The sequence below is a fragment of the Streptomyces sp. NBC_00154 genome (assembly GCF_026342835.1).
Lineage (GTDB): Bacteria > Actinomycetota > Actinomycetes > Streptomycetales > Streptomycetaceae > Streptomyces.
In genome coordinates this window covers 5,509,446-5,533,345 of the sequence record NZ_JAPEMI010000001.1, presented here as the reverse complement: position 1 = coordinate 5,533,345, position 23,900 = coordinate 5,509,446, and the positions used below count along the sequence as shown (strand labels likewise).

Here is a 23,900-nt window from a genome sequence, read left to right as displayed (position 1 = left end):
AGGTGGAGCGGTGGGGAGCGGCTGCAACGCGCTGAAATTAGCCCACTACCCGGGGTGCTGGGAATGACTCGTGCAAAGGTTGCGCAGTACTGGTGCGGGTGAGTCGGAAGCTTCAGGTGCGATTCTGGTTCACGGCGGGCAGTTCGGACCTGGGAACGGGTGAGGGTGCGGGAACGGCCGGGGTCACATCGGCGGTCCGGGCGCGCCCTCCGCGCATCCCCAGCCCCGCCGCCGCGAGCAGAAGCGCACCCAGCATCACGAACGGCGCGGCGGTGCCCGCCACTCCGGCGATCACACCGGCGGACGCGGGGGCCGCGACCTGACCGAGCCGGTTGCCGGTCAGCCGGAGCGCGAGCGCGGTGGAGCGGGCCTCCGCCGGGGCCGCCTGGACGACTGTGGTCATCGACAGGGGCTGGCCGACCCCGAGACAGAAGCCGAGCACGGCGAGCATCGTGGCCAGCGCCCAGACGGGGACCGGCAGGGCGATGCCCGCGCAGAGCAGCCCGGCCAGCAGACAGGTCGTGGTGAGCAGCGCCGTACGGCCCAGGAGGCGCAGCATCGGCGTCATCACCAGGCGGCAGGCGATGGTGGCGGCGGCCCGCAGGCTGAGCAGCAGCCCGATGGTGGCGGGGGCGATGGAGCGGTGCTCGCCGACGACGGGCAGATAGGCGGTGAGGATGTCGGTCGCGGAGAGCACGGCGAGGCTGATGAAGATGCCGGCCGGAACACCTCGGTTACGCAGGATGCGGCCGACGGGCACCTTGTCGGCCCGGGCCGCCGCGCGGGCGTCCGGCGCCGTGCGGTGTTCGATGCGCCAGAGCGAGACGAAGGACGCGGCGGCGACGGCCGCCGAGACGACCAGGGCGAGTGCGCTCGTACGGGCCAGGGCACCGTCCCGCTCGGAGATCACGTACCCCGCGGCGATCGGCCCGATGAGCTGGCCGAGCGAGGCGCCGATGGTGAAGTGGCCGAAATTTCGGTCCTGTTCGGCGGGGGCGGACTGACGGGCGACGATCGACTGGGCGCCGATCACGAAGCAGAGATGGCCGAGCCCCATCACACCGCTCCACGCCGCCATCGCCGGGAGGGAGCCCGCCGTGCCGCTGAGAGCGCAGCCGCCGGCGATCAGGACGACACCGAGGGGCAGCAGGGGTGCGCACCGGCCGTGGTCCGTCCGGCGGCCGAGCGGGACGGCGGCGAAGAGCGGGAGGAGTGCGTACACCCCGGTGATCACGCCGATGGCGCGCTCGTCCGCACCGAGCGAGAGAGCCCGGTAGGAGACGGCGGGCCGCGCCATCGACACCGCCCCCTGCGCGAAGGCGAAGGCGATGACGAGGCGCAGCAGCCAGCTCCTGCCGGGCTCTTCCGTGTCGGCCATGGATCAGATGATTCCGAAGAGGAGGCCGGCGCAGAGCACCACGAGTGAGGTGAGCGCGGCCCATTTGACGGTGAACCTGGTGTGGTCGCCGAATTCGACCTTCGCCATGCCGACGAGCACATAGACGGCGGGGACCAGCGGGGACGACATGTGGAGCGGCTGGCCGACCAGGGAGGCGCGGGCGATCTCCAGCGGGGAGACGCCGTGGGCGGCACCGGCCTCGGCGAGCACGGGGACGACGCCGAAGTAGAAGCCGTCGTTGGACATGAAGTAGGTGAGCGGGATGCTCAGGATGCCGGTGATGATCGCCATGTGCGGGCCCATGCCGTCCGGGATCGCGCCGACGAGCCAGTCCGCCATGTGCTCGACCATGCCGGTGCCGGAGAGCACGCCGGTGAATACGGCGGCGGCGAAGACCATGCCGGACACGTTGAGGACGTTGTCCGCGTGGGCCGCGATACGGGCCCGCTGGTCGGGCATGTGGGGGAAGTTGACGGTGAGGGCGAGGGCCGCACCGATCAGGAAGAGAACCGGGATCGGCATCAGTTCCATGATCATCGCGGTGAGGAGGGCGACGGTGAGCCCGGCGTTGAACCAGTAGAGCTTGGGCCGCAGGGTGGCACGGTTCGGGTCGAGACCCTTGAAGCCCTCGTCGTCGTCCGCGTCTCCGTGGGCCGCTGCCGTGGGCTCGGCGTCCGCGCCCGCACCGGCTCCGCCGGAGGTCCTACGGGTACCGTCGCTGCCGCCGGCCGCGCCGCCCGCACCGACGAGGACCGTCTCCGGCTCCTGGACCACGACCTCGTCGAGGGTGAGGAAGCCGAGTCGCTTGCGCTCGCGCCGGCCGAGGACGACCGCCAGGAGGATGACCGCGAGCAGTCCGACGCCGAGCGCCGGGATCATCGGGACGAAGATGTCGCCCGCGTCCAGCTTGAGCGCGGTGGCTGCGCGGGCGGTGGGGCCGCCCCAGGGCAGGGTGTTCATGACACCGTTGGCCGTCGCGGCGACACCGGTCATCACGACGAGGCTCATCTTGAGGCGCTTGTAGAGCGGATACATCGCCGAGACGGTGATCATGAAGGTGGTGGAGCCGTCGCCGTCCAGCGAGACGATCGCGGCGAGCACCGCCGTACCGACGACGATCCGCATCGGGTCGGCCTTGCAGAAGCGCAGGATGCCCCGGACGATCGGGTCGAAGAGGCCGACGTCGATCATCACACCGAAGTAGACGATGGCGAACATCAGCATCGCGGCGGTCGGGGCCAGGTTGCCCACGCCGTCGATCACGTAGTCACCGAGCTTGGCGCCCTGTCCGACGGCGACACAGAAAAGTGCGGGGATCAGGACCAGCGCCGCGATCGGCGACATCTTCTTCATCATGATCAGGACCAGGAAGGTCGCAATCATGGCAAAGCCGAGGATTGTCAGCATGTGGGATACCTATCGTTCACCCTTGAACTCCCACCGGAGTCGGCGGTCCGGATGACGTTAGGGCGCGTCTTGCTGCGTTAACAAGACGTTGACATGTGAGCAATACGAGCAAAACCCCAGGTCAGTGAGCAGGTGAGGTGCTGGGCGCCACCGCGACGGGGATGCCGTTGAGGACGGCGGTGCCGGACAGCGGGTCGAGCAGGGTGCCGTCGAGGAGCTGGTTGACGTTGACTCCGGGGACAGCGGACGCGACAGACGTCCGGGTGCCGGGCCGGTCGTGGCCCCAGCCGTGCGGGAGGCTCACCACTCCGGCCCGGATGCCCTCGGTGATCTCCACGGGTACGGTCAGCGCGCCGCCGGCCGCAGTGATCGTGGCGGGGGTGCCGTCCGCCAGTCCGAGCCGGGCCGCGTCGGCCGGGTGCATCTGGAGGGTGCAGACATTCGAGCCGCCACCGAGCGAGGCGACGTTGTGCATCCAGCTGTTGTTGGAGCGCAGATGGCGGCGGCCGACGAGGACGAGCGACTCGGCTCCCGGCCGGTCGGCGAGGGCGCTGCGGAGCCTCGGCAGGTCGGCGGCGATCGCCGCGGGAAGGAGCTCGATGCGTCCGCTGCGGGTGGTCAGGACCTGCGGGATGCGGGGCCGGAGCGGGCCGAGATCGATGCCGTGCGGGTGGGCGAGCAGCCGGTCCAGGGTGAGGCCGTCGGGGTCGGCGCCGAAGCCTTCGCCGTACGGGCCCAGGCGGAGCATCAGGTCGAGGCGGCGTTCCGGACCGGTGCGGCCGGTGAGCGCGGCGGCCAGTTCGGCGGGGGTGCGGCCGTGCACGGGCGAGAGAGGATCGGCGACGGCCTTGGTCAGCACCCGGTCGATGATCACGGCGTCCACGGCAGCCACGGCGGACCGGTCGGCTCCGTGCATCCCGGAGACGGCGAGGACGAGCCGGGCGAGGATCTCGCTCTCGTCCAGGAGGCCGTCGTCGAGCGGGACGGCGGGGCGGGTGTAGCGGACCTGGTTGCGTACGGCGAGTGCGTTGAACGCGAAGTCGAAGTGGGCGCTCTGCGACGGCGGCGGCGGGGGCAGCACCACATGGGCGTGGCGCGAGGTCTCGTTGAGGTACGGGTCGACGCTGACCATGAAGTCCAGCCCGGCCAGGGCCCGGTCCAGGCGGTCGCCGTCGGGTGCGGAGAGCACGGGATTGGCGGCGAGGACGATCAGGGCGCGGATCCGGTCGTCCCCCGGGGTCTCGATCTCCTCGGCGAGTGCGGCGACGGGCAGTTCACCCTTGGCCTCGGGGTGCCCGGAGACCCGGCTCGTCCAGCGTCCGAGGGCAAAGCCCTTACCGGGGGCGGCGGGCCGGGGGGCGCGGGCGGTGGCGGAGAGCGGGAAGAGGGCACCACCGGGACGGTCGAGGTTGCCGGTGAGGATGTTGAGGACGTCGACGAGCCAGCTGGCGAGGGTGCCGTGCGCCACGGTGCAGCTGCCGATGCGCCCGTAGACGGCGGCGGTGGGGGCGGCGGCCAGCTCCCGGGCGATCGTACGGATGGTCGCGGCGTCCACGTCGCTCGACTCGGCGACCGCCTCGGGGGTGAACTCCCGTACCGCGTCGGCTACGTCGTCGAGCCCTTCGAGATGGCCGGCGAGCGTACCGGGGTCGGTGAGCTTCTCCTCGAAGAGTACGTGGGTGACTGCGGCGAGCAGGAGTGCGTCGGCGCCGGGGCGGATGGCGACATGCCGGTCGGCGAGGCGGGCGGTCCGGGTGCGGCGGGGGTCGACGACGGTGAGGGTGCCGCCGCGTCGACGCAGCGCCTTGAGCCTGCCGGGGAAGTCGGGGGCCGTGCAGAGGCTGCCGTTGGATTCGAGCGGGTTGGCGCCGAGGAGCAGCAGATGGTCGGTGCGGTCGATGTCCGGCACCGGGATGGCGTTCGGGTCGCCGAAGAGCAGTCCGCTGGAGACATGCTTGGGCATCTGGTCGAGGGTGCTCGCGGTGAAGAGGGCCCGGGTGCGGAGCGTGGCGAGCAGGGTCGGCGGGTAGAGCGCGCCGGCCATGGTGTGCACGTTCGGGTTGCCGAGGACGACACCGACGGACTGCTGCCCGTGCCGCTCGGTCAGTGCGGGCAGGGCTGCCGCGATCACGTCGAACGCCTCGCTCCAACTGGCCTCCTGCAGCACGCCGTCCTTGCGCACGAGGGGGGTGCGGAGCCGGTCGGGGTCGGCGTCGAGCCCGCCGAAGGACGCGCCCTTGGGGCAGATGAAGCCCCGGCTGAAGACGTCGTCACGGTCGCCGCGGGCGCCGGTGACCCGTGTCCCCTCGATGGTGAGGGTCAGTCCGCAGGTGGCTTCGCACAGGGGGCAGATGCGCAGGGCGGTGCGGGACTCGCGGGAACTGCTGGAGTCGTGCGGCATGGGCCCTCCCCGGGGCGGCAACAGCGGTGGCGCGGAGACGTGGGCAAGCACAGCCGAGCATACCGACCGGTACGCATGGTGGGGAGGTGTTGTCGCGACGATGTTGCAGGGCGGGGACAGGGGTCGCGGCGGATTTCCGCAAAGCAGGGTGCGGTGCCGCGCGGTGGGTCGCGCTGCCGTGGGGTGCCGTGCGGCGCCGGGTTCAGTCCAGGACCCGGGCCAGGTACGCCTGGATCAGGACGCGGGTCTCGGCAACGATGGCCTGATCGCCCGACGGCTCGGCACGGAAGGCCAGTTGGAGGAGCGCGTCGGCGGCTTCGACGCATACCAGGATCGTCCGGAGCAGATCTTCGTCAGGGGTACGCCCCAGATGGCCGGAAAGCAGATGGGCGAGCCGGTCCGCGACGCGGTGGTTGGCATCGGAGGCCGGGTCGTCCACGGGGGCCGGAGCGCCGAAGTCGACGAGTGCGAAGCCGGGGACGGAGCGCTTCATCTCGAGGTATTCGTCGAGCACGGCGTCGATGGCGCTGCGCCAGTCGGCGGCCGGGATGGTGGCCAGACGGCCGATGATGCGCTCCGCGTAACTGTCCAGGTTGCGCCGGGCCAGGGCGTCGGCGAGGGCGCGCTTGTTGGAGAAGAACCGGTAGACGGATCCGATCGGGACTTCCGCGCGGGCCGCGACGGCCCGGGTGGAGAGCTGCTCGTAACCCGTCTCGTCGAGGAGTTCGGCACAGGCGTCGAGTATCCGGGAGAGGCGTTCGGCACTGCGCTGCTGCACGGGTGCGCGGCGGAGGTTCGTATTCGCATGGGGCACGGGCTCCATGATGCCGTGGCTCTCCTCTGTGGGAGGGGCGGGTGCACACCTGCGGTCAGGCGAGGAGGAGGGTCAGTCCGCCGATGGTGTACGCGATCATCAGGGCCAGCAGGGGGAGTTGTCCCGCGACGGCGCGAGCGGGCGGGAAGAGGCGGACGGACCGGTCGTGGGCGGCGACCACGCCGAGGACGTGCCCGATGACGATCGCGACGACCTGGAGCGTGGCGATGCCGCCGGGGGCCAGGGGCGGTTCGGGCGGGACCGGGTTGTCAGTGCCGAGTGCCACCATGACTGTGTGTGGACCTTCGGTGACGAAGAGTGTGAAGTAGTGGGCGACGAGGTAGCCGAGGGCGATCGGGACGAGCGAGTGCGCGAAGGCGGTGAGGGGGTGGCGGAGTTGACCGGAGATCAGCCGGGTGGCACCGGTGCAGAGGGCATACAGGGTGGCAACGAGGGCGACGGCGGCAAGCAGTCCGAGCGTGGCCGCGGTGGTGCGGCCCAGGGGTGAGGTCTGGACGGTGGTGATCCAGGAGGGGGCGTCGGAGAAGCCGTCGTAGGCGGTGGAGCCGAGCATGACGCAGACGGTGGCGACGAGACCGGGGACCTGGGGGACGGCATCGAGTCCGTTGAACGGGGAGCGCAGGACGAGTCGGCGATCGGCGGGCCGGCGGCCGAGGGGGGAGAGCCGGGCGAGCAGGCCGGAGTAGACCTCGAAGGCGTCGGCTTGGTCGAACCAGCGGGCGCCGTATCGGGCGGCGCCCGCGAGGTGGACAACGCCGTGAAGCACGAAGAAGAGAAGGAGGGCGGTGGACGACGCGGGGTCGGGGGCGACGAGTTCGAGCCAGGTGAAGGCGAGCAGTCCGGCCGCAGCGGGCCACAGGCCGAGACGTACGGGGAGGGGGCGGCCTGCGGCCGGGTCGCGGCCGAGTGCGCGGCAGACGAGGAGGTGGAGCGTGCGCAGGGGATTGAGGAGTCGCCAGACGGGACCGAGCAGGAGCGAGGCGGGGACGAGCCCGACCCAGAGGAGCACATAGACGGTGCCCGCGGCCGGGTTGCGCTCCGGCCCGTTCGGGCCGAGGAGGAGGTGGAGGAGGACGAACAGGGCGGCGGCCAGGCCCACGACGCGCGCGACCGTACGGGTCGGGCGGGCGTCGGCAAGGCGCTGGAGGGCGACCGGGAGCGGGCGGCCCGCCCGGTCCCCGCGGAATCGGGAGGCGGACCAGAGCAGGCCGAGGGCGAGAAACGAGACGAAGAGGGCGGCGAACGCGCCGGCGAACGCATGGAAGGGGGACAGCGGCAGGTCGTGCTGGGAGCCGATGCCGTGGGCGAGGACGCTCACCGCACGACGAGCTGGGTCAGGAGCAGTGCGGACTCATGGGTCTCGACCTCGAAGAGCCCGGTGCGATCGGCGGTGAGGGTGAGCGTGGTGGTCCGTCCGGCGGGCAGGCGCGCTTCCCTGTCGTAGCCGTGGACGTGGAGGGTGTCGGCGTGGTCGGTGCGGACGCTCAGTTCGATGCGCTGCCCCTTCTTGATCTCGATGCGGCCGGGGGCGGGGCTGACCTTGCCCTGAGAGATGACGATCTCCAGAGTCCGGTCGGGGCGGGGTTCGGCGGGCGTGCCGACGGGAGTATCGGTGGTGAGCGGAGTGGTGGCCTGGATCGGTGTGGAGTGCACGGCCCAGGCGGTGTGATCGTCGGCGTACAGCCGGGCCGTGAGGGTGCGGCCGCCGCCCGCACCGCGGACGAGCGAGCCGGGGAGGTGGTACCAGGGGCCGTAGAGCCGGGCCAGTGGGTGACCGTCGAGGAGGAGCAGGGCGTGGCCGCGTCCGGGGAGCGCCGCGCCACCGACGCTGTCCGGGGTGAACCTGAAGTTCCGTACGGAGAGATGGACGTTCCACCCGTCCTCGGAGTCCGGCCGTACGGCGACGGTCACCGCAGGGGCGCCGTCGGCGTCGACCTGACGGAGCCGGTGACCGGATCCGTCGTCGGCGGCAAGGAGCCGGCCGACGCTGCCGCTGGCCTGTTCATGACTGGTACCGGGTCGGTGGTGGGTGGTCGCCCGTCCGCCACAGGCACTCGCACCGCCCACGAGGGCGCCTGCGGTGAGGAGGGCGACGGTGAGCCGGAGGGAAGCCGTGCGTGCCGTCCGCCTGTTGAGCGTGCTGAACCTGTTGTGCCGCAGAGGGCTGGGGCTTCGCTTCATGATCGGTCCCGATCCGGTGCGGCGGACCGGTCGGACCCGGAGTGCGTGTCCGGCCCGGAATCCGCCGATCCGGACCCCGCATGCGCACCGGCTCCCGTCCCGTCGCCACCCTGTCTGTCCGCGGCATCGGCATCCGCGTCCGCGCCCGGCCCCGGGTCCGCCCTCCTCCGCACCGCCCGTTCACCGTGCCGCGCCGCGGCCACCACCGCCCACACCACCCAGATGACGCCGAGGAGGCCGCGCACCCAGGCCGGGCCGATCGGGATCCACGGGATCATCAGGACGGCCTTGTCGAAGGCGTCGAGCAGGGTCAGGACGCCCAGCACCATCGTGGTCCAGCCCAGTCCGGGTCGCTCGCCGCGCAGTACGAACCCGATGCCGGTCCACCACGCCCCGGTCAGCAGCAGCGCCACCGCGGGCAGACAGGAGGACGCAAAGCCCGTCGTCGCGCCGGCCACATCCAGCCCGAGGCCGATCGAGCCGAGCAGCGTGGCCGCTGTGGCGAGCCGGTTGTGCCGCAGACGGCGCCACCACAGCACCCCGCCGACCAGCACGAGCACCAGGGCGACACCCAGCGCGATCTGTACCTCGATGCGCTCGATGCCGCGTGCGCCGTACCAGTCGCAGCCGGCCGGCAGCCGCCGCGCCTGCACGTTGTAGTCGGCACAGACCAGCAATTGAGCGAGTTTGACCGGTTCGCCCACCAGTCGATCAGTGCGCCCGGAGACCGCGCCGCGCGCCTCCCCGCACTCGGGCAGCGAGCGCGGTGTGGACGGCCCGGTGTCCGACTGCCAGCAGTTGCCGTCGCCCTGGCCGTCCCACCACACATCGGTGAGGTTGGGCCGGGAACGGCCCGCCTTGTCCGTGCCGAGGTGGTTGCCCGCGTACCGATTGTGGTGCGAGGTGTCGACCTGCTTCGCCAGGGCGTTCTCGCCGCGAATGAAGGCGGGGACGGCACTCAGGAAAAAGGCGGCGCGCTGCTGTCCGTAGATCCAGTTGTTCTCGTAGATGTTCCAGTTGCCGCCCGCGGTGATGATGCCGGTGCCCGGCGGCATGGAGATCTGCGGGCAGACGACACCGTCCTCGTAGCCGCGCTCCACCGGCGGTTTGGCGCAGGTGCCGTCGGCGACGTACGGATAGTAGTCGGCGTTGTTGTCGTGGATCAGGTTGCGTTCGAAGCGTGCGTGGTTCTGCGGGAGGCCGGGGTGGCCCGGGAAGGCGCTGTCCATAGAGGCGCCGCCCATGTTGTGGTCGAACTCGTTGTCGTGGACGTAAACGGAATCGCCCGCGGTGCCGGAGTAGCCGACCATGTTGTGGTGGCTCCGGCAGCCGGTGATCTCGATGGAGTAGCGCGGCACGTCGTAGCCGTATCCGTCGTTGATGTCCGACGCACTGCCGGGATAGATGCCGGAGTCGCCGTTGCCGTACGACTCGCAGTTCTTGTACAGCCCGTGGTCACTGGCGAAGGTGAGGAAGCCGTACTCGTCGTTCCACCGGGTGAGGACGTCGTCGATGACGAAGCCGTCCTGTGCCAGCACGTACAGCGAGTTGAACGTGGTGCGCTGGGCGGTGAAGTTCTTGAAGTAGATGCCGTCGGAGCCGTCCGCGCGGATCGCGTTGAGCTTCTGGTACTTGGCGTCGATGACGACGTCGGTCCGCTCCGCCCCGGTCCCCTCGATCTGGAGCCGCTTCTTGCCGAGGATCGCCACCAGGTTCTGGTTGTGCGGACACTGCTTCTGCTGCGCGTACGACAGGATCTGGTAGCCGAGCTGAGAGTTGGGCGCCTTGAGCCTCGCGCACTCCCCCGTCGGCCTGGGCAGCGAGGGCTCCTCCTCGTACAGGCCGGGCAGGATCGCGATGTTCATGCCGGGTTTGTCGACCTTGTCGACGGCCTGTTGCAGATGGCGGTAGCCGGACTTCCGGCACCGTTCGAAGAGTTCGAGGTTGCGTGCCCGGAGCTTCGCCGGAAAGCCGGATATCCGGCGTCCGAAGTCGGCCCGGTCGCTCTTGCAGACCAGCAGATCGGGTTCGCCGGCGCGGTGGACCGGGACACTGCCGGAACCGTCGGGCAGGGTGACCGGTCGTTCCTCGTGCGCCTGGGCGGCCGGGGCCGCGAGGAGTGCGGCAGCCAGTGCCACCAGGACCACCAGAAGTCTTCGTGTCCACGACATGTGCGGGAGAGTAGAGCATTGTTCAACTTTTGGAACCCCCTTGTGCGCGACGGACCAGAAGATTTCCGGCACGGCCCCGCCCCGGATCCGCGGCGCGCCGGCGCCCCGCACCGTTGACGTGCCCCGATCTGATTCCTACGGTGACCCATAGGATTTCTTCGGCACCGGGAGCGCGGCATGGGCGGCACCAGCGGCATCGAGCAGGCGAGGAAGACGGCGGAAGCGCTTGCGCACTCCGCCGGTTTCGGCAATGAGCACAGCTCCGAGGCGGTCCCGGGGGCGCTGCCGCACGGCCGTAACTCGCCGCAGCGAGCGCCCCTCGGGCTCTACGCCGAGCAGCTGAGCGGCTCGGCCTTCACCGAACCGCGCGCCCACAACCGCCGTTCATGGCTCTACCGGATCCGCCCCTCGGCCGCCCACCCGCCGTTCGTCCGGATCGACAACGGCGCGGTGCGCACCGCCCCCTTCACCGAGTCCGTCCCCGATCCGAACCGGCTGCGCTGGGACCCGCTGCCCGAGCCCGCGCCCGGTACGGATTTCCTGGCAGGCCTGTGGACCCTCGGCGGCAACGGCGACGTCACCCAGCGCACGGGGATGGCGGTGCACCTCTACCACGCCAACACGGCCATGACCGACCGGGTGTTCAGCGACTCGGACGGCGAGCTGCTGATCGTCCCGGAGCGTGGCGGTCTGCTGCTCCGTACCGAACTGGGCCTGCTGCGCGCCGACCCCGGCCACGTCGCGCTGATCCCCCGCGGCGTCCGCTTCCGCGTGGAGCTCCTCGACGACTCCGCGCGCGGTTACGTCTGCGAGAACTACGGCCAGCCGTTCACCCTGCCCGACCTCGGTCCGATCGGCGCCAACGGCCTTGCCAATGCCCGGGACTTCCTCGCCCCGGTCGCCGCGTACGAGGACGAGGACCGCCCGGTCCAGGTGATCAACAAGTTCTGCGGCAACCTCTGGTCCGCGTCCTACGACCACTCGCCGCTCGATGTGGTCGCCTGGCACGGCAACCACACCCCGTACGTCTACGACCTGCACCGCTTCAATGTCATCGGCTCCATCAGCTACGACCACCCCGACCCGTCGATCTTCACGGTGCTGACCTCGCCGTCCGACACCCCCGGTCTGGCCGGTGTGGACTTCGTCGTCTTCGCCCCGCGCTGGCTGGTCGGCGAGGACACGTTCCGCCCGCCGTACTTCCACCGCAATGTGATGAGCGAGTACATGGGGCTGATCGAGGGTGCCTACGACGCGAAGACGGCCGGCAAGGGCGGCTTCGTGCCGGGCGGCGGCTCGCTCCACAACATGATGTCGGCGCACGGCCCGGACCGGGAGACCTTCGACCGGGCGAGCGCGGCCGAGCTGAAGCCGCAGAAGATCGACGACGGTCTTGCCTTCATGTTCGAGACCCGCTGGCCGGTCACGGCGACCGGGCAGGCGGCAACCGCCGACCATCTGCAGCGCGGGTACGACGACGTATGGCAGGGTCTCGAACGCAACTTCCGGCCATAGGCGAAGCCCGCCCTTCCCAGCCCCCGCTCGTCGCGTCCGCAGTGTCGCAGTACGGAGAGTCCAGTGACCCAGGTGCCCCAGGTGACGGCCTTCGCCCCCGACTCGCTGGTCCTGAACCGCAAACTGCCGCTGTGGTACCAGGTCTCGCAGTCCCTGCGCGCCTCCATACTCGGCCGCGCCCAGGACGCCTCGCTGCGGCTGCCGACCGAGGAACAGCTCGCCGCGCACTACGGCGTCAGCGTCCTCACGATGCGGCAGGCGCTCAAGGAGCTGGAGACGGAGGGGCTGATCAGCAGGCACCGGCGGCGCGGCACCTTCATCGAGCCGCGCGCCCGGCGGGTGTCGCCGGTGCGGCTGCTCGGCTCGATCGATGCGATCGTCGCCCAGCAGTCGGGCGAGCGGACCACGGTTCTCGGCCATGGTCCGCTGGCGCTGACAGGCGATCTCGTGGAGTACTTCCCGGAGTGCACGGAGGTGGTCGGCTACCGGCGGCTGCGCTGCGACGGCGACAGCGGTGAGCCCACCAACTGGGCGGAGAACGCCGTGCATCCCGAGGTCGCGGCCCGGCTCGATGCCGCCGATCTCGAACGCTGGCCGATGACCAAGGTGCTGCGCGACCGCGTCGGCGTCCGGATCGCACGGATCACGGACACGGTCGAGGCGCGGCTCGCCGACCCGGCCACCGCCGAGCTCCTCCAGGTCCCGCTGCTCAGCCCGATCCTCTTCTACACGGGGGTGACGTACGACGAGAGCGGCCGGGTGGTGGACGTGGCGCAGATCCGGTACCGGGGGGACCGGTTCTCCTTCTCGGTGACGGTGGAAGCGCACTGACCCGCCACCCTCCCGCGTCACGCCGTTACGATGCCGGGGGCGGGCAGACGTGGCGACGGGGAGGACCACACGGTGGCAGCACGGGCGGGCGCCGGAGCCGGCGGGGACGACGACGTCCCGTTGCTCGACGACCTCATGCCATGGTCCGTACGACCTCTGCGCACCGGGCGCCAGTGGGTGACGGCTCCGGACGCCGCTTCCCTCAAGGCCCGTTGGGCGCGGCTGGTGCGCGCCGAGGGAGCCGAGCGCGAACTGCTCTTCCGGCCCACCCGTTCCCGTACCCCGCAGACTCCGGTCGCGGCGCTGCCCGGACAGTCCACCTCCACCGCCCGGTTCGCCCGGGAGTCCGGCCCGTGCCCCGAGCCAGTACGGATCCTGCACGGCCCGTTCGACGAGCAGTGGCTGATCCCCGACCACCGGCTGATCGACGCCGCCCGCCCGGAGCTGTGGCGCGTCGCCGACGGTCACCAACTTTTCGCCGTCGAGCACGGGTACGTACCGCAGGACGCCGGTCCGGCCCTATCCGTGACGGCGCTGCTGCCCGACGGTCACTCCCCGGCGGGCCGCCCCGGCCGGATCCGGCCGCTCTTCCGGCGGCCCGGTGGACTGGAACCGAATCTGGCGCCCGGTCTGCTCGGGCTGCTGCGCGCCCGGCACGGGGACGCGGTCAGCGCGGAGTCCGTGCTGGCGTGGATCGTCACGGCGGCCCGCCACTCCCCCGCAGGGTGTGTCGTCCCCCTGCCCGCCGACACCGATCGATGGTGGGCCGGGGTGGAGCTGGGCCGGGAACTGTCGCGGCTGCAGCTGCGCGGCGCCCGTGGCGGGGAGCGCCCTCGGCTGCCCGGCGGGCGGCGCCCCTATGTGCGGGCCGCGGTACCGGCCGCGCCGGGCACGCTGGAGTACGACTCCGACGACGAGGCGCTCCTGCTGGGTACGGGACGCATTGCGCCGGTACCGGCGGGGGCCTGGGAGTTCCGGGTGGGCGGGGTGCGGATGCTCGAGCTGTGGTTCGAGCGGCGGGCAGCGACGGACGGGGCCGACGGTCTGGAAGCGATACGGCCCCGTGACTGGCCCCAGGAGTGGACCTCGGAGCTGCTGGAACTGATCACCGTGCTGGCGCTGCTCGCCGAACTCCGGCCCCGACAGCAGGCGTTGACCGACGGCCCCCAGCTCACCACCGGCGACCTGCGGGCGGCCGGTGTCCTGCCGGTCACGGCGACGGCCCGGCGGCCCGCGTCGGTGCTCGACCACCAGGAGGAGGGGCCGGACGGGCAGTTCGCACTGCTGTGACGGCATCGGGGCGCATCCGCGCTAACGGTCGAACGAGTCCAGTACCCGGTGCAGCGCCCGGTCGAAGACCCCGTCCAGATCGATCGGCCCGGGGTCCTCGGCGAATCCCGCCGCCATCCGCGGATACTTCCCGGTCGCGATCTGGCTGATCAGATAGCCGGTGCGCGCGGCGTGCTCCTGCTCCTCGGACCAGGGCAGCGACCGGCTGCGCTCCGCCGTGGCGATCTCGTTGGCCACATAGGTGGTCACCACGCCGTTGACCATGGCGATGAGTTCCATCTTCTCGCCGAACCGTGCGTCGACCCCGTCCAGGCAGCTGAGCGTGTACTCCAGATACCGCAGCGCGTTCGGGCTGAAGCCGTACACGGGTGACATGAGCCGCGGCACCCAGGTGTGGCGGTGCATCATCTCGCGGGCCTGATGGGCCAGCGCGACGAGATCGGCACGCCAGTCGCCGGACGGCTCCGGGAACTCGTACCCGCCGCTGACCGCGTCGAGCATCAGCTCGTACAGGTCCTCCTTGCGGGGCACGTAGTTGTAGAGCGACATCGTGCCGCAGCCGAGCTCCGCCGCGACCTTCCGCATGGACACCGCGTCGAAGCCCTCCGCATCGGCGATACGGACGGCGGCTGCCGCGATGTCGGCGCGGCTGAACGCGGGCCTGGGGCCGCGGCCCGCACGCTCGGGGCGCGCCCAGATCACTTCGGGTACAGCGGGTCGCCCCACCATCGATCATCACCTCTCTCACCATCCTAGTTACGTACACCGTACGTAGTGCGCTACGGTGGGCCACATGACAACTACGTACGCCGTACTTAGTGAAAGTCTGGAGAAGTACTACGGCGATGTCCATGCGCTGCGCGGACTCGATCTCGCAGTCGCCGAGGGTGCCGTCTGCGGAGTGTTGGGGCCGAACGGCGCGGGCAAGACCACCGCTGTCCGGGTGCTCACCACATTGACGGCCCCGGACGGCGGAAGCGCCAGGGTCGCGGGGCACGACGTGGTGCGCGAGGCGGGCTCGGTACGCGCGGCGATCGGCGTCACCGGGCAGAACGCCTCGGTCGACGGCGAGCTCACCGGCCGGCAGAACCTGCGGCTCTTCGCCAAGCTCCTACGGTTCCGCGGCGAGGCCGCGCGCAGCCGCGCCGACGAGCTCCTGGAACGCTTCGAGCTGACCGACGTCGCCGACCGCCCGGCCCGCACCTACTCCGGCGGCATGCACCGCCGCCTCGACCTCGCCGCCAGTCTGCTGACCCGGCCGAGGGTGCTTTTCCTGGACGAGCCGACCACCGGACTCGACCCGCACAGCCGCAACCAGATCTGGGCGGCGGTACGCGAACTGGCCGACCGGGGCACGACCGTCCTGCTCACCACGCAGTATCTGGAGGAGGCCGATCAGCTGGCCGACGACATCGTGCTGATCGACCGGGGCCGGACCGCCCACCGCGGCACCCCCGCCGAGCTGAAGGCCCTCATCGGTTCGTACGCCGAGGTGGTCGTCCCCCGAGCGTCGGCGCTCATCCCGGCGGCGGCCGTCCTCGACCAACTCACCGGCGCCGAACCGGTGATCGACCACGAGCGCCGCACCGTGGGCGCCGTCGCGACCGACACCACGCTCACCCTCCCCCGTATCGTCCGCGAACTCGACGCGGCCGACGTACCGCTGATCGATGTGAGCCTGCGCCCGCCGACGCTCGACGAGGTCTTCCTCCGCCTGACCGGCCGCGGCGACGGCCGCACCTCCCCGCCCCTGAAGGAGACGGCAGCATGAGCAGCACCGTACTGGCCCACGAGCAGCGCACCGGACCCGCCAAGGGCACCCCGATCGCCGACAGCCTGGCCGTACTGGGCCGCCATCTGCAGCGGATCAAAGCAGCCCCGGGCGTAGTGATCCTGACCCAGACCATGCCGATCACGATGCTGCTGTTCTTCGGCTACGTGTTCGGCAGCGCCCTGGCCATGCCCGGCCAGGAGTACCGCGCGTTCCTGGTTCCGGGCCTGCTCGCGTCGACGGCGGCCAACGGCATCATGACCGGGATGTTCCAGTCCGCGCAGGACTGCCACCGCGGGGTGATGGACCGGTTCCGCACACTGCCGATGAGCCGGCCCGCCGTACCGTTCGGCCAGACCGCCGCCGATCTGCTGACCACGGCCATCGGCATGGTCCCGCTGATCCTGGTGGGACTCGCGGTCGGCTGGCGGATCGAGGGCGGCCCGCTCGCCGCCCTGGGCGCCTTCGGGCTGCTGCTGCTCCTCCGGTTCGCCACGTCATGGATGGGCTGCTGGCTGGGCCTGCTGATCCGCAACGAGGAGGTGGCCGGCCAACTGGGCAGTGCCACCTTCATCCTGCCGCTGCTGTCCAGCGCCTACATCCCGACCGACAACCTGCCGGGCTGGCTGCGGACGGTCGCGGAGTGGAACCCGATCAGCGCCATGGCCACCGCCACCCGCGACCTGTTCGGCAACGCATCACCGCCCGCCGACGTCGCCTGGCCGGTCGCCCACCCGGTGGCGGGCACACTCGCCTGGTCGGCGGTGCTGCTCGCGGTCTTCGTACCACTGGCCGTACGGCGTCATGCGCGCGGCGGCGAGTGACCCGGGCCGGCTCCGGCGGCCCTGAGCACCGATTCCGCCACCAGGCGGGCGTCACCCGGCGCCGGGGCATGCCACGCGCACACCCCGGCGCCCGCCCTCTACTTCTGAGGTGTCAGCTCCGGTCCCAGCGAGGAGAACTTCTCGTGCGACACGACCCGCTTCGGCGGCCAGGTGATGTTGTCCGGCGGCCACTTCTGTCCGGTCTTCTTCAGGAACCAGGCCGGCGGCTCGTACATCGGCGGCTCATAGCCTTCCGGCAGCGCCGTCTTCCACTCCAGCCCCTTGGTGCGTTCCGCGAACTCGGCCTTGATCGCCTTCAGCCGCTCCGGCTGCGTGACCAGATCGACCGCGGTCGCCGCCAGATACTTCGCCGCCGCGAGCACCGCCGCCTGACCGGGAGCGGCGGCCGCGCACGCGGCCGTGGACCAGGTGTGCATCTTGGTGCCGATCGGGGCCAGGGCCGCGCCCATCGACACGGTCGGCACATTCCAGCTGATGTCCGCGACATCGGTCGAACCGCCGCCCATGAAGACCGGGTTGGGCGGGGTGAGCGCGCCCACCTTGTCGTGCATGCCGGCGGCCGGCAGTCCGAGTGACTCCTGGAGTTCCTTCGCCAACGCGTGCGCCTCGTCGGTGAACGCGGGCGGACCGATCTGCGTCATGTTCTCGTGCAGCAGTTCGGCGAAGGACTTCGACGGCAGCTGGTTCCAGCAGGCCGAGGTGATCCGGTGTCCGACCGTGGTCCGGCTGGCCTTCGCCGCCGCTTCAGAGACCGCGATCACCTTGTCGAGCAGCACCTGCACGCGGGCCGGGCTGCCTTCTCGTACGTAGTACGAGATCTCGGCGATCTCCGGGGTGACATTGGGGATGTCACCACCGTTGTTGATCACCCAGTGGAGCCGGCCCGACGGGGCGAGGTTCTCCTCGCGCAGGAACTCCGACATCGTCGCCATCATCACTGCGGCGTCCAGCGCACTCTTGTTGCCGAGCGGGGTGCCGCCGTGTCCGGCGACCCCCAGGAAGGTGAACGTCACCGCCGTCATCGCGGTGGTGGTGCCCCAGCCGGTGGCGTTGGCCGTGGACGGATGCCAGTCCAGGAAGGCGTCCAGGCCGTCGTACACGCCCTTGCTGACGGCGTACGTCTTGCCTATCAGTGCCTCCTCGGCCGTCGAACCGAAGAACTTCACGGTGACCGGAAGCCGGTGCTTCTTCGCGGCCTGGGCGACAGCGGCCGCGGCGGCCGCCGCGGCCGTTCCCAGCGCACTGTGCCCGCAACCGTGTCCGGGGCCGTAACCGGGCGCAAACGGATCGTGGATGTACTCGCGCGGGTCGTGGTGGCCGACGCCCTTGTTCTGCGAGAGCCCGGGCAGCGCGTCGTACTCCCCGCTGAAGCCGAGTACCGGGCCGCCGCTGCCGTAACGGAACGTGGCGGTGAACGCGGTCGGGAAGCCCGCGGTGCCGAACTCGACGTCGAAGCCCGCCTTCTCCAGGAACCCCGCCTCGGCCAGTGAGGAGTTCCACTCGCGCAGGCTGAGCTCGGCGTGGTCCCAGATCTCCGCGTTGAGCGCGGTGATCCGGCCGCTGTTGCCGTCGATCCAGCCCATCGCCGCCTGCTTGGCCGGGCTGTCCTGCGCCAGTCCCTTCGGAGCCGCGTAACCGTCGTCCGTCGCGACGTCGGCCGCCTCGGAGGCCGCGGCCATCGCCGGGTCGGCGTCGGCCGCCATCACTGCGGTGGTCACCCCTGCCGCGCCGAGCATCTGCATGATCCGTCTCCGGCTGAGGACCGGACCGGCCGCCATGGCGGCTTCGTGCGCGTGCTCGTGCTGATCGTGCAGGTCACACATGTACGCCTCCGGGGGTGAGGTGCCGTGTACGTGCCAAACGATCAGCACCCTGGCCCGGGAAGTTTTCGACGTCAACATCTCGTGATGAAAAAGTTGTTACGTACACGGGCTCGCCCGCACCCGCCATGGGTCCGCACGACGCACGACGGGAGTGGCACCGACTCGGCGAACAGACGCCGGGGTGGCCGGAGTTGGCAGGCGATCCGGGCAGGCGCCGCCGGCCGTGCTGCCGCCGATCACCGCGCCGGGGCGGCGCGGCACCAGGGGCGGGAGCCGGGAACGGGAGCCGTACCGACGCTCGGCGAGCACACCGAAGCGCTGCTGCGGGCCGCGGGGATGACGGACGAGCAGGGAGCAGCGCTGCGCCGGGACGGTGTGATCGCCTGAGCGGCCCGAGCGGTGGGCCGGTTCAGTCAGGGACGAGCGATCGGTCAGGGGCCGGACCGGTGGTGACGGGCCGTCGGGTCAGTGGCGGCCGCCGAAGAGCGAGCGCCGCAGTCGCCGCAGCGGCGCGAAGAGCGAGACACGCGCGCTCCTGCTCCGGCGGGTGTGCGCGGCGTCGCGCGAGGTGAGCTCGAGCATCAGCAGCGTCGCTTCCGCACTCTCGCGCTGCGGGACGGCGGGACCGCCGAGCACTGCGAGATGGCGGTCGAGTCGCGAACTGGTCGCGCTGCTCCCACATGTGATGGCAGGCACACGCGGCCTGCTGCGCATCGCTATCTGTTCCATGTCACTCCCCACCCGTACGAGGGCACCCGGCCCGGGCAGGTTAACCCTATCCCCCCACTATGACACTCGTGTATCCCGGTCGTCGGATTGAGCACACATATACGGAGGTTGACGATCGGGCTCATAATTCGCCCGATTCCAGGGCGAGTTGGACAGATCGGGAGCGGTTGCACCGCAGGGGCGGATTGTTGCGCAAGGGGGTCTGGAACGGGCCGGTCTGAGCTAGCGTGGAGAGGTTTCCGCCGTGCTGCCGCCACTCCTGCGGATGGGGGATCACCGTGAGCGAAGTGCCGGGCGACGACCGACTGATCGCGGGCCGCTACCGCCTGCTGGGCCCCCTGGGCCAGGGCGGGATGGGGGTCGTGTGGCGGGCGCGCGACGAGGTGCTGGGGCGCGAGGTCGCCGTGAAGGAGGTACGCGCCCCGTCGGGGCTCGCCTCCTCCGACGTACAAAGGCTGTACGCGCGCCTGGAGCGGGAGGCGTGGGCGGCGGCCCGGGTCTCGCACCGCAATGTGGTGACCGTCTACGACGTGGCGACCGAGGACTCCCGTCCATGGATCGTGATGGAGCTGGTCCGGGGGCTCGCTCTCTCCGAAGTGCTCGACACCGAGGGCCCGATGACCCCTCAGCGGGCCGCGCGCATCGGCGCGGAGGTGCTGGCCGCGCTGCGCAGCGCCCATGCCTCCGGGGTGCTGCACCGTGATGTGAAGCCCGGCAATGTGCTCCTCGCCAACGACGGTCGGGTGGTGCTGACGGACTTCGGTATCGCCATGGTCGAGGGGACGTCCGCGCTCACCATGACGGGTGAGCTGATCGGCTCGCCGGAGTTCCTCGCACCGGAACGCGCACTGGGGCGCACGCCGGGGCCCGAGTCGGATCTGTGGTCACTCGGCGTGCTTCTGTACGCCGCGACCGAGGGCAATTCGCCGTTCCGTCAGAACACACCGCTGAACACCCTCCGGGCGGTGGTCGACGAAGAGCTGCCGTCGCCCCGGCGGGCCGGCCCGCTCGCCCCGGTCATCGAGGGGCTGTTGCGCAAGGATCCCACCGAGCGGCTCTCCGCCGAACAGGCCGAGCATCAACTGCGCATCATCGCGGCGGGCGGGGCGCCACGCACCACCGCGGCGGGTGCGCCGGATCCGTACGGTCCGACGATGACGGCCGACACCCTCACGCCCCGGGCGCCTCTTCCGGTACCCCCGCCGCCCGCCCCGGACCCGTCCACGACGGCCGAAGTCGCTCCCGCCGGGACGCCGCGCCGGGCGGTCACGCTGCTCGCCGTGGGCCTGGCGGTGCTGCTCCTGGCGGTCGGCGGGATCGTCTGGACGCTCGCGGACCGGGGCGACGAAGGCGACACGGGAGGTGCCACGGGCAGCGGCCAGGGTGCGACCAGCAGCAGTGCTCCGCACACGACGCCCGCCGCGCAGGAGGCACCCGGATCCGCCGGAGCGCAGGGCGGCAGCGGCTCCACCGACGACGGAGACACCGCGGGCAAGGCGGGAAACGGCGGAAGCAGCCACAGCAGTACGAGCAAGCCGCCGCCGCAGACCGTGACGGTCTATCTCACCTCGGTGCGCGGCAGTTACGAGGGCAGCTGTCCTCCCCCTCACGCATCGGCGCCTGCGGTCGAGGCGACCGTCACGGTGGGGCGTACACCGGCTGAGGTCGAGTACCGGTGGGTACTGAAGGACGGTACGAGTTCCGATCCCGGCTGGCAGTCGCTGTCCTTCGGTTCCGGTGACGGGCGCGCGAAGCAGGTGTCGCACACGGAACTGACGTATCAGCAGGACACCACGTACCACGGAACGATCACGCTGGAGGTCAGGAGTCCGGTCGCGGTCACCTCGAACGGGGTGGAGTTCTCGGTGACCTGCCGGACGGAGACCCCGTCGAACGGGGCCTCCTACCCGGCGGAGGACTGAACCCGGGCGGTCCGCCCGGTCAGGCGGCCGAGCTGAAGGCGGGCAGGTAGCCGCCCGACTGTCCGGCTGCGGTGGGGTGGTACGACTCACCGATGTTGAGCCAGTTGACGCTGTGCAGCCACGCGCTTCCCGAGCAGATCTCGTGCCCGGTGAACCTCCCGGCGACATCGCTGAAGGTGAAGCCGTGGTCGGCCGCGCGCTTGGCGGTGGCCGCGTTGAGGTAGTCGGACGCGCTGTTGATGGCGGAGCGCTCGGTCTCGCTCAGACCGGCGATGCAGCTGCCGCCGAGCTTGTAGAAGCGGGGGTAGCCGAGGACGACGACACGGGCGGACGGCGCCTTGGACCTGATCGCGGTGTACACCGAGTTGAGCTTGCCGGGCAGGGTGGTGTCGACGTAGCTGCGGGCTGCGGCGATACGGCTGAGGCAGGTGGACTCCGACTGGAGCACACAGGTGGTCATGACATCGGCGAAGCCTGCGTCATTGCCGCCGATGGAGATCGAGACGAGGTCGGTCGAGGAGGTGAGCGGGGAGAGCTGTCCGGCCGTCACATCATCGGTGCGGGCACCCGAGCAGGCGGTGAAGGCGAACGACGCGGGCGAGTTGGCGTTCGCCCAGAGCTTGGGGTAGGCCTTGGTGCTGCGCTTGCAGTCACCACTGGCACTGTCATAGCTGCCGGACCCGACCCCGGAGGAGTACGAGTCGCCGAGGGCAACGTAGTCGATGGCCTGGACGGACGATGCGGCGTTCGCGGTGGCTGCCCCGGTGAGGGCGAGTACGGCACCGAGCAGAAGCGAGGACGAGAACGCCACAAGTCTGGACATTTTCATGGAACCTCCCTTGGACCGAACCGGCAGGATCTCTGCCTACTCAGTGGTAGCAGCAGCATCGTTGGTCCGGAAGTGTCCATGCCAAGTCGATCGGATGAGCGCTTCCTGAAGCCCTCCTGAGGTTGCGTCACATCGAAATTCGGCATCCTTCGCACCGGCGGACAAAGCCGCTGCCGCGGAGTGAACGGTCCATGTGCGGGCCGGTTGACGGGAGGTGGCGAAACCTGGGTGCGTCGGGTGCCTCCGTGCCGGATCATGGGCGCCATGTCTGCCAACCCTGAGGCCGCTCTGCCGATCCGGCTCACCGTCGACGACAGCGATTCCCCTGCCGACGTCGTCGACGCGCTGTTCCTCGGCCGCTTCGCGACGGGCGAGCAGCCGTACTCGCACAGTTCCTCCCTCGACCGGGTGAAGTCCGGGGCGACGCTGCTGCCGCCCGCCGCCAAGGTGCTGCGCGCCGCCCGCGACGACGACCGCAGCGCCACACTCGCCGAGGGCGACGGCTGGACACTCCTCATCTCGCGGTGGAACCGCGGCGCCGACGTCACCGTCACCGCGACCACCCCCGAGCTGGCGCAGCAGATCCTCGATCAGGCGACGGACGGCGCCCAGGACGAACCGGAACCGCAGCCCGAGAATGTGACGATGGGCTTCTGGTACGTCTCCCCGCGCCGGGGCCCGCACCGCACCACCCGGCAGATCGCCGCCGGCACATGGGACGAGGTGCGCAACAACTACACGGCACCGGTGGCCGATGCCATGGACCGGCTGATGAAGGTGACCCCGGACGACATCGCGGGCCGGCTGCTCCTGCTGCACGGTCCACCCGGCACCGGCAAGACATCGGCGCTGCGCACGCTGGCGCGGTCCTGGCGGGACTGGTGCCAGGTCGACTGCGTACTCGATCCGGAGCGGCTCTTCAACGACGTCGGCTATCTCATGGACATCGCGATCGGCGAGGACGACGGCACGGCGAAGGGCCGGTGGCGGCTGCTGCTCCTGGAGGACTGCGACGAACTGATCCGCGGTGAGGCCAAGCACACGGCGGGTCAGGCACTGTCGCGGCTGCTGAACCTCACCGACGGGCTGCTGGGCCAGGGCCGCAATGTGCTGGTGGGGGTGACGACCAATGAGGACCTGGAACGGCTCCATCCGGCGGTGGTCAGGCCCGGCCGCTGCCTGGCCCGGATCGAGGTGGGCCCACTGAGCCGCCGGGAGGCGGTGTCCTGGCTGGGTACGGAGGAGGGGCTCGGCCGGGAGGGCGCGACGCTGGCCGAGCTGTACGCACTGCGGCGCGGCACCGGGCCGGCGTCGGTACCGAAGCAGGACGTGGGAGCGGACGCGGGACTGTACCTCTGAGGTGTGGTCCTCAATCGCCGGACAGGGTCGACATCAGGCCCGTCCGGCACTTGGGCACAACCGTTGAGCCCGTCCGGTGCCTGAGGACATCTTGGAAGCCCCGTCCGGCTCTCGATGTCGGAACGGCTACCGGACGGCTCCGGTTCGCCTTGTCATCCCTCGTACGCCACCCGCACCGCATCCTCCACCAGCGACGCCGCCCGGGCGCGGGACAGCCCGAGCCGCCTCGCCTGCTCCGCGTACTCCCGCGCCGCCGCTGCCGCCTTGCGGTCCGCTGTATCGCCCGCGGCGGCGATGAACGTACCGTTGCGCCCGCGGGTCTCGATCACCCCGTCCGACTCCAGCGCCCGGTACGCCTTGGCGACGGTGTTCGCGGCGAGGCCGAGCTCCTCGGCGAAGCCGCGTACGGTCGGAAGTCTGTAGCCGACGGGCAGTTCGCCGGACCGGGCCAGTTCGGAGATCTGCGTGCGCAGTTGCTCGTACGGGGCGGTGCCGGCGTCCGGATCAAGGGCGATCTTCAAGGTCACGCACCGATTCTCCCCCACCGGCGGAAATTCGGAGGCGACCGGGCCGGACCGCCGCGTACCGTCCG

The 23,900-nt window shown here is 70.8% G+C and carries 19 protein-coding genes and 1 pseudogene; 8 read left to right on the top strand and 12 right to left on the bottom strand.

Going from position 1 to position 23,900, the window contains the following annotated elements; genetic code table 11:
• Nucleotides 1–112: 112 nt before the first annotated feature.
• The 7 genes from OHA03_RS24800 to OHA03_RS24770 all read right to left on the bottom strand — a co-directional run bounded on the left by OHA03_RS24800 (nucleotide 113) and on the right by OHA03_RS24770 (nucleotide 10,394).
• Nucleotides 113–1,378, bottom strand: coding sequence for an MFS transporter (locus OHA03_RS24800; protein WP_267005987.1), 1,266 nt, complete (start codon nucleotides 1,376–1,378; stop codon nucleotides 113–115).
• A gap of 3 nt (nucleotides 1,379–1,381) precedes the next feature.
• Nucleotides 1,382–2,806, bottom strand: coding sequence for a CitMHS family transporter (locus OHA03_RS24795; RefSeq protein WP_267005986.1), 1,425 nt, complete (start codon nucleotides 2,804–2,806; stop codon nucleotides 1,382–1,384).
• Nucleotides 2,807–2,927: 121 nt separating this feature from the next.
• The gene (locus tag OHA03_RS24790; protein WP_267005985.1) at nucleotides 2,928–5,207 is read right to left on the bottom strand and encodes a molybdopterin oxidoreductase family protein; all 2,280 of its coding nucleotides are present in this window, start codon (nucleotides 5,205–5,207) and stop codon (nucleotides 2,928–2,930) included.
• A 202-nt stretch (nucleotides 5,208–5,409) separates the two neighbouring features.
• The gene (locus OHA03_RS24785) at nucleotides 5,410–6,030 is read right to left on the bottom strand and encodes a TetR/AcrR family transcriptional regulator (protein ID WP_267005984.1); all 621 of its coding nucleotides are present in this window, start codon (nucleotides 6,028–6,030) and stop codon (nucleotides 5,410–5,412) included.
• A 46-nt stretch (nucleotides 6,031–6,076) separates the two neighbouring features.
• On the bottom strand, nucleotides 6,077–7,360 hold the full coding sequence (locus OHA03_RS24780; RefSeq protein ID WP_267005983.1) for a hypothetical protein: 1,284 nt from the start codon (nucleotides 7,358–7,360) through the stop codon (nucleotides 6,077–6,079).
• Complete coding sequence (locus tag OHA03_RS24775) at nucleotides 7,357–8,223, bottom strand: hypothetical protein (RefSeq protein WP_267005982.1); 867 nt, start codon at nucleotides 8,221–8,223, stop codon at nucleotides 7,357–7,359. The genes OHA03_RS24780 and OHA03_RS24775 overlap by 4 nt, the downstream gene beginning before the upstream one ends.
• Nucleotides 8,220–10,394, bottom strand: a complete 2,175-nt coding sequence (locus OHA03_RS24770; RefSeq protein ID WP_267005981.1) for a right-handed parallel beta-helix repeat-containing protein — start codon at nucleotides 10,392–10,394, stop codon at nucleotides 8,220–8,222. Before OHA03_RS24770 ends, OHA03_RS24775 begins: the two co-directional genes overlap by 4 nt.
• A gap of 177 nt (nucleotides 10,395–10,571) precedes the next feature.
• Here OHA03_RS24770 and hmgA point away from each other — a divergent pair, with 177 nt between their 5' ends.
• The 3 genes from hmgA (at nucleotide 10,572) to OHA03_RS24755 (ending at nucleotide 14,030) form a co-directional block, all read left to right on the top strand.
• On the top strand, nucleotides 10,572–11,909 hold the full coding sequence (gene hmgA / locus OHA03_RS24765; protein ID WP_267005980.1) for a homogentisate 1,2-dioxygenase: 1,338 nt from the start codon (nucleotides 10,572–10,574) through the stop codon (nucleotides 11,907–11,909).
• 63 nt (nucleotides 11,910–11,972) lie between these two features.
• The gene (locus tag OHA03_RS24760) at nucleotides 11,973–12,740 is read left to right on the top strand and encodes a GntR family transcriptional regulator (protein ID WP_267005979.1); all 768 of its coding nucleotides are present in this window, start codon (nucleotides 11,973–11,975) and stop codon (nucleotides 12,738–12,740) included.
• 72 nt (nucleotides 12,741–12,812) lie between these two features.
• Nucleotides 12,813–14,030, top strand: coding sequence for a type ISP restriction/modification enzyme (locus OHA03_RS24755; protein WP_267005978.1), 1,218 nt, complete (start codon nucleotides 12,813–12,815; stop codon nucleotides 14,028–14,030).
• Between the two features lie 21 nt (nucleotides 14,031–14,051).
• On the opposite strand, the gene OHA03_RS24750 is transcribed toward OHA03_RS24755, so the two are convergent.
• Nucleotides 14,052–14,759 carry a TetR/AcrR family transcriptional regulator gene (locus OHA03_RS24750; protein WP_267005977.1) on the bottom strand — a complete coding sequence of 236 codons (708 nt, stop codon included), beginning with the start codon at nucleotides 14,757–14,759 and terminating at the stop codon, nucleotides 14,052–14,054.
• A 64-nt stretch (nucleotides 14,760–14,823) separates the two neighbouring features.
• Between OHA03_RS24750 and OHA03_RS24745 the strand changes: the two genes are divergently transcribed.
• Nucleotides 14,824–15,801: an ATP-binding cassette domain-containing protein gene (locus OHA03_RS24745; RefSeq protein WP_267005976.1), complete on the top strand. Its 978-nt coding sequence runs from the start codon at nucleotides 14,824–14,826 to the stop codon at nucleotides 15,799–15,801.
• Nucleotides 15,798–16,625, top strand: coding sequence for an ABC transporter permease (locus OHA03_RS24740; RefSeq protein ID WP_267005975.1), 828 nt, complete (start codon nucleotides 15,798–15,800; stop codon nucleotides 16,623–16,625). The genes OHA03_RS24745 and OHA03_RS24740 overlap by 4 nt, the downstream gene beginning before the upstream one ends.
• Before the next feature lie 98 nt (nucleotides 16,626–16,723).
• Here the strand turns inward: OHA03_RS24740 and OHA03_RS24735 are convergent, their stop codons facing one another.
• Nucleotides 16,724–18,469, bottom strand: coding sequence for an amidohydrolase (locus OHA03_RS24735; protein WP_267005974.1), 1,746 nt, complete (start codon nucleotides 18,467–18,469; stop codon nucleotides 16,724–16,726).
• 220 nt (nucleotides 18,470–18,689) lie between these two features.
• Between OHA03_RS24735 and OHA03_RS24730 the strand changes: the two are divergent.
• Nucleotides 18,690–18,856: pseudogene (locus OHA03_RS24730) on the top strand (CoA transferase); the annotation flags it as partial.
• Between the two features lie 78 nt (nucleotides 18,857–18,934).
• Here OHA03_RS24730 and OHA03_RS24725 read toward each other — a convergent pair.
• Nucleotides 18,935–19,198: a hypothetical protein gene (locus OHA03_RS24725; RefSeq protein WP_267005973.1), complete on the bottom strand. Its 264-nt coding sequence runs from the start codon at nucleotides 19,196–19,198 to the stop codon at nucleotides 18,935–18,937.
• 278 nt (nucleotides 19,199–19,476) lie between these two features.
• Here OHA03_RS24725 and OHA03_RS24720 point away from each other — a divergent pair, with 278 nt between their 5' ends.
• Nucleotides 19,477–21,120 carry a serine/threonine-protein kinase gene (locus OHA03_RS24720; protein WP_267005972.1) on the top strand — a complete coding sequence of 548 codons (1,644 nt, stop codon included), beginning with the start codon at nucleotides 19,477–19,479 and terminating at the stop codon, nucleotides 21,118–21,120.
• A gap of 19 nt (nucleotides 21,121–21,139) precedes the next feature.
• On the opposite strand, the gene OHA03_RS24715 is transcribed toward OHA03_RS24720, so the two are convergent.
• Nucleotides 21,140–21,949, bottom strand: coding sequence for an SGNH/GDSL hydrolase family protein (locus OHA03_RS24715; protein ID WP_267005971.1), 810 nt, complete (start codon nucleotides 21,947–21,949; stop codon nucleotides 21,140–21,142).
• Nucleotides 21,950–22,204: 255 nt separating this feature from the next.
• On the opposite strand from OHA03_RS24715, the gene OHA03_RS24710 reads away from it, so the two are divergent.
• On the top strand, nucleotides 22,205–23,308 hold the full coding sequence (locus OHA03_RS24710; RefSeq protein WP_267005970.1) for a DUF5925 domain-containing protein: 1,104 nt from the start codon (nucleotides 22,205–22,207) through the stop codon (nucleotides 23,306–23,308).
• A 152-nt stretch (nucleotides 23,309–23,460) separates the two neighbouring features.
• Here the strand turns inward: OHA03_RS24710 and OHA03_RS24705 are convergent, their stop codons facing one another.
• Nucleotides 23,461–23,835, bottom strand: coding sequence for a GntR family transcriptional regulator (locus OHA03_RS24705; protein WP_267005969.1), 375 nt, complete (start codon nucleotides 23,833–23,835; stop codon nucleotides 23,461–23,463).
• Nucleotides 23,836–23,900: the final 65 nt, after the last annotated feature.